The sequence below is a fragment of the Nesterenkonia sp. AY15 genome, assembly GCF_022565855.1.
Lineage (GTDB): Bacteria > Actinomycetota > Actinomycetes > Actinomycetales > Micrococcaceae > Nesterenkonia.
Genome location: NZ_JAJOYV010000003.1, coordinates 86858 through 101929, shown reverse-complemented (window position 1 = coordinate 101929; position 15072 = coordinate 86858). Strand labels below are relative to the sequence as shown.

Annotated in this window: 15 protein-coding genes; 9 read left to right on the top strand and 6 right to left on the bottom strand. The window is 68.0% G+C overall.

What is annotated here, in order from left to right; translation table 11 throughout:
* The first annotated feature begins 5 nt into the window (after positions 1 to 5).
* On the top strand, positions 6 to 653 hold the full coding sequence (locus tag LSI54_RS06025) for an alpha/beta hydrolase (protein ID WP_241476412.1): 648 nt from the start codon (positions 6 to 8) through the stop codon (positions 651 to 653).
* A 14-nt stretch (positions 654 to 667) separates the two neighbouring features.
* On the opposite strand, the gene LSI54_RS06020 is transcribed toward LSI54_RS06025, so the two are convergent.
* Together LSI54_RS06020 and LSI54_RS06015 are read right to left on the bottom strand one after the other, a co-directional pair.
* The gene (locus LSI54_RS06020; protein WP_241476413.1) at positions 668 to 1648 is read right to left on the bottom strand and encodes an ArsA family ATPase; all 981 of its coding nucleotides are present in this window, start codon (positions 1646 to 1648) and stop codon (positions 668 to 670) included.
* Between the two features lie 15 nt (positions 1649 to 1663).
* On the bottom strand, positions 1664 to 1912 hold the full coding sequence (locus LSI54_RS06015; protein ID WP_241465795.1) for a cory-CC-star protein: 249 nt from the start codon (positions 1910 to 1912) through the stop codon (positions 1664 to 1666).
* Positions 1913 to 2127: 215 nt separating this feature from the next.
* Here LSI54_RS06015 and LSI54_RS06010 point away from each other — a divergent pair, with 215 nt between their 5' ends.
* Positions 2128 to 2646 carry a DoxX family protein gene (locus tag LSI54_RS06010; protein ID WP_241465741.1) on the top strand — a complete coding sequence of 173 codons (519 nt, stop codon included), beginning with the start codon at positions 2128 to 2130 and terminating at the stop codon, positions 2644 to 2646.
* A gap of 110 nt (positions 2647 to 2756) precedes the next feature.
* Here LSI54_RS06010 and LSI54_RS06005 read toward each other — a convergent pair whose 3' ends face one another.
* A complete protein-coding gene (locus LSI54_RS06005; RefSeq protein WP_241477948.1) occupies positions 2757 to 4247 on the bottom strand; it encodes an amidohydrolase family protein in 1491 nt (496 codons plus the stop codon).
* A gap of 254 nt (positions 4248 to 4501) precedes the next feature.
* On the opposite strand from LSI54_RS06005, the gene LSI54_RS06000 reads away from it, so the two are divergent.
* The 4 genes from LSI54_RS06000 to LSI54_RS05985 are packed head-to-tail and all read left to right on the top strand — an operon-like array spanning position 4502 to position 7935.
* A complete protein-coding gene (locus tag LSI54_RS06000) occupies positions 4502 to 5746 on the top strand; it encodes a CaiB/BaiF CoA transferase family protein (protein WP_241476415.1) in 1245 nt (414 codons plus the stop codon).
* Complete coding sequence (locus tag LSI54_RS05995; RefSeq protein ID WP_241477946.1) at positions 5743 to 6570, top strand: citryl-CoA lyase; 828 nt, start codon at positions 5743 to 5745, stop codon at positions 6568 to 6570. The genes LSI54_RS06000 and LSI54_RS05995 overlap by 4 nt, the downstream gene beginning before the upstream one ends.
* Before the next feature lie 2 nt (positions 6571 to 6572).
* Positions 6573 to 7556 carry a DODA-type extradiol aromatic ring-opening family dioxygenase gene (locus tag LSI54_RS05990; RefSeq protein WP_241465746.1) on the top strand — a complete coding sequence of 328 codons (984 nt, stop codon included), beginning with the start codon at positions 6573 to 6575 and terminating at the stop codon, positions 7554 to 7556.
* Between the two features lie 13 nt (positions 7557 to 7569).
* Entirely contained in the window at positions 7570 to 7935 is a 366-nt protein-coding gene (locus tag LSI54_RS05985; protein ID WP_241477944.1) for a hypothetical protein, read from the top strand.
* Positions 7936 to 7992: 57 nt separating this feature from the next.
* Here LSI54_RS05985 and LSI54_RS05980 read toward each other — a convergent pair whose 3' ends face one another.
* Both LSI54_RS05980 and LSI54_RS05975 read right to left on the bottom strand, forming a co-directional pair.
* Positions 7993 to 8841: an IclR family transcriptional regulator domain-containing protein gene (locus tag LSI54_RS05980; RefSeq protein ID WP_241465748.1), complete on the bottom strand. Its 849-nt coding sequence runs from the start codon at positions 8839 to 8841 to the stop codon at positions 7993 to 7995.
* 10 nt (positions 8842 to 8851) lie between these two features.
* Positions 8852 to 9544 carry a GntR family transcriptional regulator gene (locus LSI54_RS05975; protein ID WP_241465749.1) on the bottom strand — a complete coding sequence of 231 codons (693 nt, stop codon included), beginning with the start codon at positions 9542 to 9544 and terminating at the stop codon, positions 8852 to 8854.
* A gap of 115 nt (positions 9545 to 9659) precedes the next feature.
* Between LSI54_RS05975 and LSI54_RS05970 the strand changes: the two genes are divergently transcribed.
* The 3 genes from LSI54_RS05970 to madM are packed head-to-tail and all read left to right on the top strand — an operon-like array spanning position 9660 to position 13833.
* A complete protein-coding gene (locus tag LSI54_RS05970; protein WP_241477942.1) occupies positions 9660 to 12626 on the top strand; it encodes an AMP-binding protein in 2967 nt (988 codons plus the stop codon).
* A 42-nt stretch (positions 12627 to 12668) separates the two neighbouring features.
* The gene (gene madL / locus LSI54_RS05965; protein ID WP_241465751.1) at positions 12669 to 13070 is read left to right on the top strand and encodes a malonate transporter subunit MadL; all 402 of its coding nucleotides are present in this window, start codon (positions 12669 to 12671) and stop codon (positions 13068 to 13070) included.
* A 1-nt stretch (position 13071) separates the two neighbouring features.
* Positions 13072 to 13833: a malonate transporter subunit MadM gene (madM, locus tag LSI54_RS05960; RefSeq protein ID WP_241465753.1), complete on the top strand. Its 762-nt coding sequence runs from the start codon at positions 13072 to 13074 to the stop codon at positions 13831 to 13833.
* Between the two features lie 92 nt (positions 13834 to 13925).
* Here madM and LSI54_RS05955 read toward each other — a convergent pair whose 3' ends face one another.
* Positions 13926 to 14981 carry a MinD/ParA family ATP-binding protein gene (locus tag LSI54_RS05955; RefSeq protein ID WP_241477941.1) on the bottom strand — a complete coding sequence of 352 codons (1056 nt, stop codon included), beginning with the start codon at positions 14979 to 14981 and terminating at the stop codon, positions 13926 to 13928.
* Positions 14982 to 15072: the final 91 nt, after the last annotated feature.

Genomic DNA, 15072 nt, shown 5'->3' with positions numbered 1-15072 from the left:
CCGCCGTGGCCACCCATGACCAGATGAACCTCGTGCACCACGGCGTCGCCGCCGAGGCCGCACGGCTGGTGGTGTACGGGGTGCACGGCCGCACCCAGAGCCCGCAGCTCTTCATCGACCTCGCCGCGCGCCTGTCACTGGAGGGCATCTGCTGGTGGCTGCCGACGGCGGCTGAGCACTCCTGGTACCCGGGGAGGTTCATGGAACCCCGCGAGTCCAATCAGCCGCAGCTGGACCAGGCACTGGGGGTGCTGGAGGCTCAGCTCGCCGAACTCCTCCAGACACGCGGCGCAGGCGGCGCCCCGGTGATCGTCTTCGGCTTCTCCCAGGGCGCCTGCCTGCTGGCCGAGCACCTCCTCACGGTCCAGCCGGCGGTGGACGGCGCCCTGCTGCACACCGGCGGATATCTGGGCCCCCGGCCGCGCAGCTTCACCCGGGCGGCAGCACCTGGGCTGAGCGGGCTCGCGGTGGAGCTCTTCTGCGCCGATGAGGATCCCTGGGTGCCGCTGCACCGGGTGAAGGACACCGCCGCGGCGTTCGAGGGACTGGTCGGGGTGACCACGCTGAACGTCTACCGCGACGAGGAGCATCACATCACCGACGACGCCGCCGCCCGGATCCGCGAATACCTCCGCCGGCACGCACGGGACTGAGCAGCGCCGCTGCGTCAGCTCAGCTCGTGCGCCAGGCGTTGGATCGCTGCCCGGCCCACCAGGTCGCCGGAGAGCAGCGGCAGCGTGTCCACCGGGACCCCGGGGAGCAGCTCGGTCAGCGAGTCGAGATGGCGCTGTTCCTGCTGCCGCCGCTGGGCCAGGTACTCCCCGGCGTCGGTGGGGGAGAGGCGGTTGACCACCAGCCCGCCGACGTCGACGCCGGCCTCACGCAGCTGTGCGCAGAGCTCCGTGGACTCCAGCACCGGAAGTCGCTCGGGGGTCAGCACGATCACGAAGCTGCAGGCCCTGGGGTTGGCGAGGACCTCGCGCATCATCTCGAAGCGCGCCTTGCGGCGGGTCAGCACCTGCCGGATCCGCTGGTCGCGATTCGTCGGAGAGGTCTTCGCCGGGTCGTCGTCACCGTCGAGGACCCGCACCGCCGCGCCGAAGCGCTCGGCCTTGCTGCGCCGGGTCAGCAGGCCCGACATCCAGGTGGACATGATCTCTGGCAGCGCCATCAGCCGGGCTGTGTGGCCGGAGGGGGCGGTGTCGAACACGATGAGGTCGTGGGAGTCCAGGCCGTACTCGATGAGCACCGCGATCCGCTCCAGGATGGCTGATTCATGGGTGCCCGGTGAGTGGGCGGAGAGCTTCAGGTGAGCGGCCACCTGGGGGTGGAGGTGTTCGGGCATGAAGTCCCGCAGGTTGGCTCCGACCTCTGCCAGGTGCTCATCGATGGTGCGCTGGGGATCGATCTCGACGCCGCGCAGCACTCCGCCGCTGGCGTCATCGCGGTAGAGCTCCACCGGGTCATCACCCACGGCCTGGTCCCACAGGTGGCCCAGGTTGTGCGCGGGGTCGGTGGAGACCAGCAGCACCCGCCTGCCGGCGGTGGCCTGGTGCAGCGCCGCTGCCGAGGCGGTGACGGTCTTGCCGACTCCGCCCTTGCCGCCGAGAAAGATCACGCGGCGTCGTTCAATCAGGTCCAGCAGCATCTGTACCGAGTCCTTTCAGCAGCAGCCGAGTCCGTCCATCGGGGAGTGGTCCAGTCCCTGACGGGTGTGCCATTCATGCATCCGGTCCAGCATCTCGGGCAGCAGCTCCAGCGTCATCCCGGAGGCGGGGTTCGGCAGGCCCAGCGCCTCGGAGAGCACCAGCATCATGAACAGGTCTTCCTCATCGCGCTTGGCGCGGGCGAAGACCCGCCGGTAGGGGGCCACGTAGAACTCGTGGAGTCCGGCGTTGAACCGCTTCCACAGACTTGCCGGCTCGGTGGCACGGGGGTCATGGGCGCGGGGATCCTGTCCGGCTGAGCTTGTGACGGTGTCCCCCTTCCTCGCATGACTGGGTCATCTCGTGTGAGGCACCTCATGTTACGCGAGAGCAGCCGCGACGTGCCGAGGCCCTTGACGAGGCAGGCCTGCCGGACGACACTGACTTTAGCGGACACTCGTCCGCCCGATGAAAGGTGATCATGGAGATCGGTCTGCTTCTGCTGCGCCTGGTGCTGGCGCTGGTCCTCTTCACCCACGCCACCCAGAAGCTCGCGGGCTGGTTCGGCGGCCAGGGTCTGCACCGCCAGGGGGAGATCTTCGCCAGCCTGGGGCTGCATCCGGGCCGCGGCATGGTGCTCGCGGCCGGGCTCTCCGAGCTGATCGCCGCATCCCTGCTGTTGTTCGGCTTCCTCACCCCGGTCGGGGCGCTGCTGGCGGCCGGGACCATGGTGGTCGCCGGGGTGACCCTGCAGCTGAACTCCGGGAAGTTCTGGAACATCGCCGGCGGCGGGGAGTACCCCTACGTGTTGGCAGCGGCCGCCGCGGTGCTGGGCTTCACCGGCGCCGGGGCCTATTCGCTGGACGCCCAGCTCTCCGGAGAGGCCTGGACCACGCTGATCCATGAGCCTGCCAGCTGGGTGGGGGTCCTCATCGTGCTCGCGGCACTGGCGGCGGCGGTGCCCTTTGCGCTGGTGGTCCGGCGCGCCGCGGCCCGATGAGCCTCGCCACCCTCGATGCACACGACTGGGGCTGCGCTCCCCTCGAGCGCAGCCCCAGTCTTGCCCGCATGTGATCGGCGCGAAGGATCACGTGCGGGCACTGCGCCCCCTCAGGCGTCAGGACCCCGCCCCTGCGCGGCATGGGTCTTCTCGGTGCGATATTCGGTGTAGGTGTACGGGTTGTCCAGGATCTTGGTCTCGGGAACCTCGGGGCTCATCCCGGCCTCCCATTCCTGTTGGCCCAGCTCCGAGGCGATGTGCTCCACGGTCGCCTCGACGGTGCGGCGCACCTTGGCGAGATCCACATCCACCAGCTTGTGCTGGTGCTTCACGATCCGGCCGTTGACCATCACGGTGTGCACATCCCCGCGCTGGGCCTGGAAGACCACGTGTCCGTGCGGGTTCAGGATCGGGAACATCGCAGGGGAGTCGTCGTTCTTGATCAGCACGATGTCGGCCTTCTTGCCGACCTCGAGGGAGCCGATGGACTTCTCCATCCCCAGCGCCTCGGCCCCACCATGGGTGGCCCAGCCGACCACCTGGTCGGCGCGCAGGCCGAGATTGGTGCAGGTCTCACCGGTGGCATGGTGCTCGAAGTGCTCCCGCGCCCGGTCCGAGCTCAGCGTGGAGCGCATCGCCGCGAACGGATCCGCGCTCCACCAGACCGAGGTGTCCACCGAGAGGGAGACCGGGATGCCATGCTTGCGCAGCTGCCAGGAGGAGGGATAGCCCTGCCCGCAGCTGGACTCGGACTCCGCCGAGACCGAGGCCGAGCCTCCGGTGGCTGCAATGCGCTGATAGGAGTCCTGGTTCAGCGTCGCCGCGTGGACGTAGACGGTCTTCTCGTTCATGAACCCGTGCTCGTGCATGAGCCGGATGCCGTCGTCGTTCGTCGCGCCCCAGACGCCGGCGTGGGTGGTGACGCCCACGCCCAGGTCCCGGGCGACCTCGAAGGCCTTCTTCTCGGGGAACTCCGGGTCGCCCGTGACGTCGAAGGCCATCTGGAAGCCGAGCATGTCATCGCCGAGCTGGCCGCCGGAGCGAGGGATCCGGCGGTCTACGAAGTCGTGGAACTCCGGCGAGGCGGACCACTCCCAGGGCCCGGCGTGGATGTTGCCGTAGGCGAAGACGAAGCGGCCGGCGACCTCTTCGAGGGCGTCCACGGCCGCGTCGGCATGATCCACGGTGGAGAGCCCGTGGGACCAGTCCACCGAGGTGGTGACCCCGGAGTCGATGGCTTCCACGGCGGAGAGCAGATTGCCGGCGTAGATGTCCTCGGGGCGGAACTTCTTGCCATGCTCGAGGTAGTTCCAGACGAAGTACTGGGTCAGCGTCCAGTCGGCCCCGTAGCCCCGCATGGCGGTCTGCCACATGTGCCGATGCGTGTCGATGAAGCCGGGGGTGATCATCCCGCCCGCGGCGTCGATCACCTGGGCGTGCTCAGGCACCTCGAGATCAGGGCCGATGGCCGCGATGGTGTCACCCAGCACCAGGACGTCGCCCCTGGTCAAGACGCTGTGCTGCTTGTCCATGGTCAGCACGATCCCGTTCTTGAAGAGAACGGGCGCGCCAGTGCCGTTGGATGCGGCTTCAGAACTCATGTCAGCCTCCTGTGAAGATCTCTGTGATGGCCCTCACGATAGCGCGCGTTCGCACAGTGGACAAGAGTCCGATTACTTTGTGACTCCGATCTCACGGACCCCGCTCGAGGGAATCTCGACCAGGCGCGCCCGGGGTTGACGGCCCCGCCCAAGCGGTGTGAAACTGGCCAGGAGATAAGCGGACGGGTGTCCGCATGACGACACGCAGGGTGGTGACGCGGCCTGGGTGGGAATCACAGAAAGGGGACTCCGTGATGAGCCAGCACCATCCAGATGAGACCAGCGCCCTGGGCGCGCAGCCCGGAAGCGAGGAGGCCGCGCAGACCCCGCGGGGAGGCGGTCGGCTTCCGCTGGACGGGATCCTGATCGCTGACTTCTCCCGGGTGCTCGCGGGACCCTACGCCACCATGCTGCTGGCGGACCTCGGCGCCGAGGTGATCAAGGTCGAGGGCACCGGCGGAGATGACACGCGCACCTGGGTCCCGCCGCGTCGCCCGGACGGGGTCTCCACCTATTACGCGGCGATCAACCGCAACAAGAAGTCGATCGTGCTGGACTTCAAGGACGGCGACGATCTCTGCGTTGCGCAGCGTCTGGCCGGGCGCGCCGACGTCGTCATCGAGAACTTCAAGCCCGGCGGACTCAAGAAGTTCGGGCTGGACTACGACTCGGTTTCGAAGACCAACCCCAGCGTCGTCTACTCCTCCATCACCGGCTTCGGCACCCAGGGCGAGGGTGCCAAGTACCCCGGCTATGACCTGATCGTGCAGGCGATGTCGGGGCTGATGAGCCTCACCGGGTCCCCGGACGGCCCGCCCTACCGCGCCGGGATCAGCGTGTTCGACGTGATGGCCGGACTGCATTCGACCATCGGCATCCTCGCTGCGCTGCGCCAGCGCGACCACACCGGCGACGGCGCCCATGTGGAGGCTTCCCTGATGGCCTCGGCGATGTCCGGTCTGGTGAACCAGACCCACGCCTACGTGGGCGGCGGCACCACCCCGATGCGGATGGGCAACGCCCACCCCTCGCTCTATCCCTACGAGGCCATGCCCACCGCCGATGACGACGTGATCATCGCCGCCGGCAACAACACCCAGTTCGGCAGGCTCTGCAAGGTGCTGGGGATCCCGCAGATCGCCGAGGACGAGCGCTTCGCCGACGTCGGGGACCGCACCGACCGCCGCGACGAGCTCCGCCCGATCCTGGAGGCGGAGCTGGCCAAGCACACCGCCCAGGAGCTCTTCGAGAAGCTCAACGACGTCGGCGTGCCCTGCGGCCCGATCAACTCCATCAGACAGGGGGTCGAATACGCGGAAGCGCTGGGCCTGGAGCCGGTGGTGCAGGTGGGCAGCGGCGACAGCGCCGTTCCTGGGGTCCGGCACCCGCTGAGCTTCAACACCATGACCCCGCGCTATGAGCTGGCTCCGCCGAAGCTCGGCGAACACACCGAGGAGATCAAAGCCTGGCTGACGACCGAAGAAGGGACGCAGCGATGAGCGCCGCCGAGAACACGAATCAGACGCCCAGCTACCCCACCTCGCTGGGGACCTCCACCACCGAAGAGATCAGCCTCATGGGCCAGTCCCTCTCCGAGGACCTGATGGGCAAGGTCGGGTTCGCCGAGCTGGCGTTCTGGATGACCGCCACCCGCCGGCCCACCCCCGGTGAGCTGCGGACCTTCGAGGCGGTGCTGGTCGCGCTGGCCGATCATGGCTTCACCCCCACCGCGATCGCCGCCCGGCTGACCTACCTCTCAGCCCCGGAGTCCATCCAGGGCGCGATCGCCGCGGGTCTGCTCGGCGGCGGCTCCCGCTTCCTCGGCGTCACCGAGGACACCGGCAGGTTCCTGCACCAGGTCCTGGAAGCGGACGACGGCGAGCGCAGCACCGACGCCGACTTCGAGTCTCTGGCGCGGGAGGCCATCACCCGGGCGCGGGCCGCCAAGCAGATCGTCCCCGGCCTGGGCCATCCGGTGCACAAGCAGGGAGACCCACGCACCCCGCGGCTGATCCAGATCGCCGAAGAGGGCGGCACCCGCGGGGAGCACCTGCGCCTGTTCGAGGCCATGGGCCGGGTCAGCGAAGAGGTGCTGGGCAAGAAGCTTCCGCTCAACGGCGCCGGGGTCTGTGGGGCAGCCCTGGCTGACCTGGGGCTTCCGGTGGACTTCCTGCGCGGGTTCGCCCTGCTCGCCCGCACCGCCGGGCTGCTGGGGCAGATCGCGGAGGAGCGGCGGAACCCGATCGCCAACGACATCTACATGCACGTGGACCGGAATGCGACGTTCGTTCCGCTGACCCCGGACGATTCCAAGGAGAACTGAGCATGGCAGAGCTGACAGCGGTGCTGGCGAGCACCCACCACCCGTTCTACTACAAGGCCACCACCTCCCCTCAGGATCAGCGCCCGCCCTATGCCGCCGACTGGCAGCGCAAGGTCGAGGCCTACCGGGAGACGCTCACCGCCGCGGAGCCGGACATCCTGGTGATGGTCGGTGCGGATCACTTCCACCAGCTCTGGCTGGACAACTATCCGCAGTTCCTGATCGGCAAGCAGGAGACCTATGACGCCACCTTCTACAACGAGGAGCGCGAGTTCGGAATCCCGAAGTACACCCTGGCCGGAGACCTCGAGCTCTCTCGCTACATGCACGAGGAGCTGCTGGTCAAGGAATTCGACTTCTCGGTCAGTCATGAGCTGAAGATCGATCACTCCATCATCTGCCCGATCATCACGGTCCGTCCCCAGGCGGATCTGCCGATCGTGCCGATCTACACGAACATCTTCGTGCCCCCGCTGCCCTCCCCGCGCCGCTTCTATCAGGTGGGACGGGCGATCAGGGAGATCATCGACAGCTTCCCCAGCGACAAGAAGGTCGCCGCCATCGGCACCGGGCACCTCTCGCTGGAGCTCGGCGGGCCGCGCCAGTTCGGCGAGCACGGGCCGGATCCGCTCTTCGACGCCGATGCCATCGAATGGCTCTCCACCGGCAACATCGACGCGATCCTTGCCAACGTCACCCATGAGTCGATGGCCGGGGCGGGCAACGCGACCCATGGCTTCATGGACCTGCTGCTCATGATGGGCATCGCCGGTCCCGGAGTCCACGCCGACTACGTCGATCACCTGGACCTGTTCCACACCCGGGAGATGTACATGACCTGGTACCCGAACAGGACCCAGGACCAGCTCGACGCCGCCGCCCGGGCGGCCCAGACCGCCCAGGCCAGCACCGGGCCGATCTACGCCACCGATCCGGCCTGGGAGCAGTTCCGCACAGAACACACTGCCCCGGCCGTCGGTGCCTGAACGAGGAGCGAGCATGAGCAAGTACTACGTCAACAAGTTTCTCTTCACCATCGACCGGGACCCCGAGTGGGTGGCCAGCTATCGAGATGATCCACGGGCCACCGTGGAGCGCTGGGAGAAGGACGTCGGGCGCTGGCTGAACCCGGTGGAGCAGACCAGCTGGTTGGAGTTCACCGCTGAGGAGCGCGAGGCGCTGGCCACCCATGACTACGTGTGGCTCTTCGACCACGGCGCCCACTTCTTCTTGAACCTCACCCTGTTCATCGCGCTCTTCGACGAGGAGTACGCCGCCGCCAGAGGCCCCTTGGCGTTCCAGACCGAGATGGCGCAGAAGCTGGACCACTGGACCGGACGGGACTACCCCTCCGTGGCGATGTGACCCGTGCGCAACCCTCCCCGCACAGCGGCTCACCACTGGCAGTTCAGGCCGAGTCGATCAGGCCTCCGGTGAGGCCAGCAGCGGGAGCCGTCCGACGTCGGCGGCGTCGCGCTCGCGGGTGTGGCTGGGCAGCGACTGCCAGCGGGTCCAGTCCTCGGTGACTGCGGCCGCCGCCTCGCGCAGCGGCGGCAGGTGCTTCGTCAGCAGGGTCTCCACGCTGGTCTCGGCGGCGTGCACCGTGGTGTTCATCGACGCCAGCACCCGGCCGTGGGCATCGCGGACCGGCACGGCGATCGAGCGGATGCCGCGGGCCAGCTCTTCATCGGCCAGCGCATAGCCCTGCCGCTGCACGCGGTCCAGCTCCTCCAGGAATGACTTCTGGTCCCACTGCACCACAGGGATGACCGAGGAGCGGGAGGGTTCCGAGAGTCGCTGCAGGATCGCCCGGCGCTCCATGTCCGCGAGGAGCACCTTGCCCTGGGAGGTCGGCGGGGCCGGGAAGCGGGTGCCGATGTCCACCCGCAGGCCGATCAGCTTGGGCACCGCCACCCGGGCCACATAGACGATGTCGGGACCGTCCAGCTGAGACATCGAGGCCGATTCGTGGGTGTGGGTGACCAGCGCCTCCAGGTGGGGCTTGGCCACGTCCCAGAGCCCCAGGGAGCTCACGTAAGCCATGCCCAGCTCCATCACCCGCGGGGTCAGGGCGAACAGGCCGTTCTCCGCTCGGACATATTCCAGCTCCTGCAGCGTCATCAGGATCCGCCGTGCGGTGGGACGCGCCAGATCGGTGGCCTTGGCCACCTGGCTCAGGGTCAGGCTGGGGTATTCAGGGGTGAATGCCGTGATGACGGACAACCCGCGTGAGATGGCCTCGATGAATTCGGGACTTCGCTCCGGTGACATCTGGTTCCTTTCAGTGGAGCTGGGTCTGGGCGTGATCGGCGCGGGCTTCGCGCAGTCTGGTCCAGGTCTGCACGAGCTGGCTGAACTCCTTGACCTGCACCAAGACGTGGTCCCGGGCGGTGTCCTCCGCAGTCTCACCATCTCCGGTGCCGATCGCGTTCACGATCGCGAGGTGCTCGGCCAGAGAGCGGCGCATGCGGTCGGGGGCGCGGAGCTGGAGCCGCCGGTAGGGCTGCAGCACCCGGCGCAGGTCGTGCGCCTGCTGCCGCAGATACCCGTTGCCGCAGGAGTCGTAGATGATCCCGTGGAACCAGGCGTTGGCGTAGTAGTAGCCATCGGCGTCCCCCAGAGCCTCGAAGCGCTCACATTCTCTCAGCGCCTCGCCCAGCTCCGCCAGGGGCTCGCGCTCGATGCGTCGTGACGCCAGCCGTGCGGCCATGCCCTCGAGCTCAGCCATCAGCTCAAAGCGCTCGGCCAGCTCGGGCAGGCTCAGCTCGGTCACATAGGTGCCCTGCTTGGGGCGGATTCGCACCAGTCCGGAGCGCTCGAGCGCCTGCAGCGCCTCGCGCACCGGGGTGCGCGAACAGCCGAATTCCTGCTGCAGCTTGGCAGGGTCCAGCCGCTCGCCGGGACCGTATTGTCCATCGACGATGGCGTTCTCCAGCGCATCACGCACACGCTGGGATTCCGGGACTCTGACCATGACACCTCCTGCGACGAGCATATCGCCAGGAGCAAATTGTGGCGTGGATCACGTTCATGCCCTATAGTCCCTGTTATATACATCACAGTCATTGATATACACGTAGGGAGGGATCATGGCGACCACTCAAGGCTGGCTCCTGGCCGATCTGCTGCGCAGCCTCGGCGGGCACAAGACCCAGCAGGGCGCCGAAGCACCAGCGTCCGCACCCCTCGAGCAGCTCACCGCTGCCTGCGCAGCGCTGATGGGGGACCTGGGCGAGGCGTCCATGCGAGCCGTGGCCGAACGGGCCCTGGCCACATACCGCGAACTCGACGACGACGCCCGGACCGAGTTCTTCGCGCACATGCTCCATGCCTATGCAGTGGAGCCAGACGCGCTGCGCCGCGCCTACGCGAAGTGGGACTCCAGCGAGGGTCAGGTCGAGCTGGCCGATCTGTTCGAGGCCAGCGAACCGCGGCGCCAGGCGCTGCTGCGCCGGCTCAACCACGCCCCCGACGGCACCCTGCACCTGGTCAACATGCGCGCCGACCTGCGCCGGATCCTGCGAGACCGCGCGGATCTCACGCCTCTGGACCGAGACTTCCGGCACCTGCTGAGCTCCTGGTTCAATCGCGGGTTCCTGCGCATGGAACAGGTCGGCTGGGACGCCTCGCGGGAGATGAAGAACCACCTGCTGCGCTACGAGAAGGTCCACCCCATGCGGGACCTCAACGAGCTCAAGCGACGTCTCCGTCCCAAGGACCGCACCTGCTACGCGTTCTTCCACCCCGCCACCGGGGACCTCCCGCTGATCTTCGTCGAAGTGGCGCTGGTCAAGGGGGTGCCCGGTGCCGTCGAGCCGCTGCTGACCCCGACCGAGGCGCTCTCCCCGGCCAAGGCCGACACCGCGGTGCTGTACTCGATCAACAACTCCCTGGATGGCCTGGCCGGCATCTCCTTCGGCAGCCTGCTGATCAAGCAGGTCATCGACCAGGTCTCCACCGAGCTGCCGCATCTGGAGCATTTCGTCACGCTCTCACCGATCCCCGGTTTCCGGCGCTGGCTGCGCGAGCAGGCCCGCACCGCGACATCCGCTGAGCTCGCCGCGCTTCACGTCGACCTTGCGGAGCTCACGGGACCGGCAGATGCGCGCGGCGCAGCGAGCATGAGGGGTGCGTCCAGCCCGGGCGAGCCCGCCGCCGCGGAGCTGCGCGAGCGGCTCTGCGCAGCGCTGGCACGCTACATCGCCGTCGAACGCCGGTCGGATGGGCAGCCGCTGGATCCGGTGGCCCGCTTCCACCTGGGCAACGGCGCCACGGCCTGGCAGCTGCACTGGCCGGCCAGCGGCGCGGACTACATGTGGGACCAGTCCTACGGGGCGATGATCAACTACCGCTACGAACCATCCCTGGTGGAGCAGCGCCACGAGAACTACGTCCGGCACGGGGTGATCGCCCTGGGTGACCACGTCACGGCGCTGCTTCCAGACAGCACAGACCTGAACAGCCCACACACCAGCAAAGCCACCACCAGCACAGACAGCAGCAGAGAAGACAACCGCAGCGAGAAGGGAACCTCACCAGTGGACAACCACCCCGACGGCATCTACCAGAGCTTCATCCAGCAGGCGCAGGCGCACCCGGAGAAGCCGCTCTTCCATCTTCCAGGTGGGCGCACGCTCACCTACGCGCAGGTGCTCCACACCTCGCGCCGGATCGCCACGAAGCTGATCGGCGACGGCGTCGTCCCCGGTGACCGGGTGGCCGCGCAGGTGGAGAAGTCCCCGCAGGCCATCGCGCTCTATCTGGCCACGCTGCAGGTGGGCGGGGTGTACCTGCCGCTGAACACCGCCTACACCGGGGCCGAGATGGACTACTTCATGTCCGACGCCGCCCCGCGGGTGCTCGTCTGTGACCCGAGTCAGACCGCCGAGCATGAACAGCGCGGCAAGGACGGCATCGTCGTCGAGACCCTCGGCACGTCCGGGGAGGGCACGCTGCTCGCCGCCGAGCAGGAGCACGCCGAGATCACCCAGATGCGCCCTTCAGACCCCGGCGCGATCCTCTACACCTCCGGGACCACCGGCCGCTCCAAGGGTGCGGTGCTGACCCAGGGCAATCTCGCGGCGAACTGCGCCTCACTGATCCAGTCCTGGGAGTACACCGGAGAAGACGTGCTGATCCACGCGCTGCCGATCTTCCACATCCACGGGCTCTTCGTGGCGGTCAACATGACCCTGGTCTCGGGAGCCTCGATGATCTGGCTGCCCAAGTTCGACGCCGACGCGGTGCTCGACGCGATGCCGGGCGCCACCGTGCTGATGGGCGTGCCCACCTTCTACACCCGGCTGCTCAGCACGGACCGGCTCAGCGCGGAAGCCTGCTCCGGGATCCGGCTCTTCGTCTCCGGCTCCGCTCCGCTGCTGGCCAGCGATCACGAGGCCTTCGAGGCCCGCACCGGCCACGCCATCCTCGAGCGCTACGGGATGACCGAGACCGGGATGAACACCTCGAACCCCTACCGCGGGGGACCGCGACGCCCCGGCACCGTGGGGCATCCGCTGCCCGGCGTCGAGGTGCGGATCGTGGACCGGGAGACCCAGGCGACGCTGCCTCAGGGCGAGGTCGGCATCATCGAGGTCCGCGGCCCCAACGTCTTCGTCGGGTACTGGAACATGCCGGAGAAGACCGCCGAGGAGCTCCGCGAGGACGGCTTCTTCATCACCGGCGACCTCGGAGTGATCGATGACCAGGGCTACCTGAGCATCGTGGGCCGCGACAAGGATCTGGTCATCTCCGGAGGGTTCAACATCTACCCCAAAGAGGTGGAGGGACTCATCGATGACCACCCCGGCGTCACCGAATCCGCCGTGATCGGGGTGCCCCACCCGGATCTGGGCGAGGGCCTGGTCGCCGTGGTGGTCCCCGCCGGAGGCGACGCCCCCGATGAGGCGAAGATCCTGCAGTCGCTCGCCGGCGAGCTGGCCCGCTTCAAGCAGCCTCGCGCCGTCCGCTTCGTGGAGGAACTGCCGCGCAACGTGATGGGCAAGGTCCAGAAGGCCGAGCTGCGCAAGCAGTACACAGAGCTGTTCAGCAGCTGAATGCTCGCTCAAGAAACTTCAACCGCAAGTCAGGAGTAGACGATGGTTCTCTATGGAGTCGCAGCGCTGGCGCTGTGCTTGCTCGTGGGAAAGCTGATCGGTGACGCCCTCGGGGTCGCAGTAGGGGTCGACGCCAATGTCGGCGGGGTGGGCTTCGCCATGATCCTGCTCGTCGTGGCCACCGACAGGCTGCGCAAACGAGGCCTGTTCCCCAAGCCGACCGAACAGGGCGTGCTGTTCTGGTCCGCCCTGTACATCCCGATCGTGATCGCCATGGCGGCCACCCAGAACGTCGCCGACGCGATCGGCGGCGGACCGATGGCAGCGCTCGCCGGTCTCGGCGCGCTCACCGCAGGTGCAGCGCTGGTGCCGGTGATCTCGCGCATCGGAGGACAGTCTGAACCGCTGCCCGCGATGACCGAGGCAGAGAAGCAGGAGGCCTGAGATGGACATCATTGCTGATGTGCTCGAACGCAACGGACTGCTCTTCGCCTTCGTGGTGGTCGGCGCGCTGATGATGATCTCGGGCTGGCTGTCCAAGACGCTGACCCGAGGACGCCTGCAGGGCTCCGCCATCGCCATCATGCTCGGCCTGGTGCTCGCCTACTTCGGCGGCATCAACACCGGAGGCGAGGCCGGCATGGCCGATATCGCCATCTTCAGCGGTCTGGGCCTGATGGGCGGCGCGATGCTGCGCGACTTCGCCATCGTGGCCACCGCCTACGGCGTGGACCTGGACGAGATCAAGAAGGCCGGCGCCGCCGGCGGGCTGGCCCTGCTGGCAGGCATCGTCGTCTCCTTCGTGGTGGGCGCCGCGGTGGCCGCCGCGTTCGGCTACACCGACCCCGAATCGATGGCGACCATCGGATCCGGGGCCGCGACCTACATCGTGGGACCGGTCACCGGCACCGCGGTGGGCGCCAGCTCCGAGGTGATCGCACTCTCGGTGGCCGCCGGCCTGATCAAGGCCGTGGTGGTCATGGTGGGCACCCCGATGATCGCGCCGTTCATCGGGCTGAACAACCCGAAGTCGGCGATGGCCTACGGCGGGCTGATGGGCACCACCTCGGGAGTGGCCGGCGGACTCGCCGCCACGGACAAGCGGCTGGTCCCGTACGGGGCGATGACCGCGACCTTCTACACCGGACTCGGCGCCCTGCTGGGCCCCTCGGTCTTCTACTTCACCCTGGTCGGCCTCTTCGGCTGATCGACCTCTGCAACACAGACGACGGCGGCCGCGCACCTGGAACCAGGTGGGCGGCCGCCGCCGTCGTCGTCCTTGAAGCTCTACCTCGAAAGCTACTTGTACCCGTCCACCATGGCAGCGGCGATGTTCATGTACGCCCGGCGGGTCTCCGCCTGAAGCATGTCCAGGTTGATCCGGTCCCCGTCCACCACGGCGCGGTCGAAGGGCACCACCACCAGCTTGCCGCAGTAGCCGCGCAGGCTCTCCTGGATGGCCTGCTTGTCCACCCGGTCTGAGACGCGCTCCTTGTCGGTGATCACCACGATGGATTCCCGGGCCAGCTGCTGATAACCGTGGTTCGCCAGCCAGTTCAGCGTCTGCAGCGCGCGCTGGGCCCCGGAGACCGCGAAGCCCGCGGCGATGACGATGTTGTCCGCGGTGTGCAGGATCCCCTCCATGGCGTTGTGGGTGACCCCGGTCCCGCAGTCGGTGACGACCACCGAATAGTACTTCGCGAACTCCGCATGGATCCTGCGCCATTCCTCGGCGGTGAGGCTGTCCGAGAGGGCCGGGTCCTGCTCCCCGGCGAGCACGTGCAGCCGCCCGGCCTGCTGCAGGTACCCCTGCAGCGCGGTCAGCGAGTTGACGTGGTCGAGGTTCTCCAGCAGATCGGTGATGCTCGGCGGCTGGTGCGCCTGGGTGGCACGTTCGCCCAGGGCGCGCTCCACCAGGTCCCCGGAATCCGGGTTGGCGTCGATGGCGCAGGGGATGTCGCCGCGGTGGTGCGCCAGGGTCATGCCGATCCCCACCGTGGTGGAGGTCTTTCCGATGCCGCCCTTGAGCGAGAGCACGGCGGTGTTGTGACTGCCCTGCAGCGGCCGGGCGATCCGCTCGATCAGCTCCTGCTCCTGGAGCTCCTTCTGGCTGGGCCCGATGTTGATCACCCCGCCCGTGGCCGTATAGAGGAATCTGCGCAGTCCGCCCTGCGGCTTCTCCGGCGCCACGGCGATGAAGGGTCGTCCCGCTTCGGCGAGACGACGGCGCTCAGCCCGGGTCGGAAGGTCCCTGGCGTCGGTGCCGAGCTGTGGCGGGGCGATCACCTCAGGGACGAGGTCGGCGCCGCCGGGGTGCTCAGCCGGACTTCGTGACTCAGCCGGACTCTGTTTCATGGGAACCCTCCTGTTCAAGGATGAGACGCCTGAGGATTCCCTGCCCGCGCATTCTGCTGGACCCTGTGCCGCATAGTGCAAGCAGGCTGCG

Coding starts and splice junctions, on each gene's coding strand:
- LSI54_RS06020 (WP_241476413.1), bottom strand. CDS start 1,648: ATGCTGCTGGACCTGATTGAACGACGCCGCGTGATCTTTCTCGGCGGC.
- LSI54_RS06010 (WP_241465741.1), top strand. CDS start 2,128: ATGGAGATCGGTCTGCTTCTGCTGCGCCTGGTGCTGGCGCTGGTCCTC.
- LSI54_RS06005 (WP_241477948.1), bottom strand. CDS start 4,247: ATGAGTTCTGAAGCCGCATCCAACGGCACTGGCGCGCCCGTTCTCTTC.
- LSI54_RS06000 (WP_241476415.1), top strand. CDS start 4,502: ATGAGCCAGCACCATCCAGATGAGACCAGCGCCCTGGGCGCGCAGCCC.
- LSI54_RS05995 (WP_241477946.1), top strand. CDS start 5,743: ATGAGCGCCGCCGAGAACACGAATCAGACGCCCAGCTACCCCACCTCG.
- LSI54_RS05990 (WP_241465746.1), top strand. CDS start 6,573: ATGGCAGAGCTGACAGCGGTGCTGGCGAGCACCCACCACCCGTTCTAC.
- LSI54_RS05985 (WP_241477944.1), top strand. CDS start 7,570: ATGAGCAAGTACTACGTCAACAAGTTTCTCTTCACCATCGACCGGGAC.
- LSI54_RS05980 (WP_241465748.1), bottom strand. CDS start 8,841: ATGTCACCGGAGCGAAGTCCCGAATTCATCGAGGCCATCTCACGCGGG.
- LSI54_RS05975 (WP_241465749.1), bottom strand. CDS start 9,544: ATGGTCAGAGTCCCGGAATCCCAGCGTGTGCGTGATGCGCTGGAGAAC.
- LSI54_RS05970 (WP_241477942.1), top strand. CDS start 9,660: ATGGCGACCACTCAAGGCTGGCTCCTGGCCGATCTGCTGCGCAGCCTC.
- madL (WP_241465751.1), top strand. CDS start 12,669: ATGGTTCTCTATGGAGTCGCAGCGCTGGCGCTGTGCTTGCTCGTGGGA.
- madM (WP_241465753.1), top strand. CDS start 13,072: ATGGACATCATTGCTGATGTGCTCGAACGCAACGGACTGCTCTTCGCC.
- LSI54_RS05955 (WP_241477941.1), bottom strand. CDS start 14,981: ATGAAACAGAGTCCGGCTGAGTCACGAAGTCCGGCTGAGCACCCCGGC.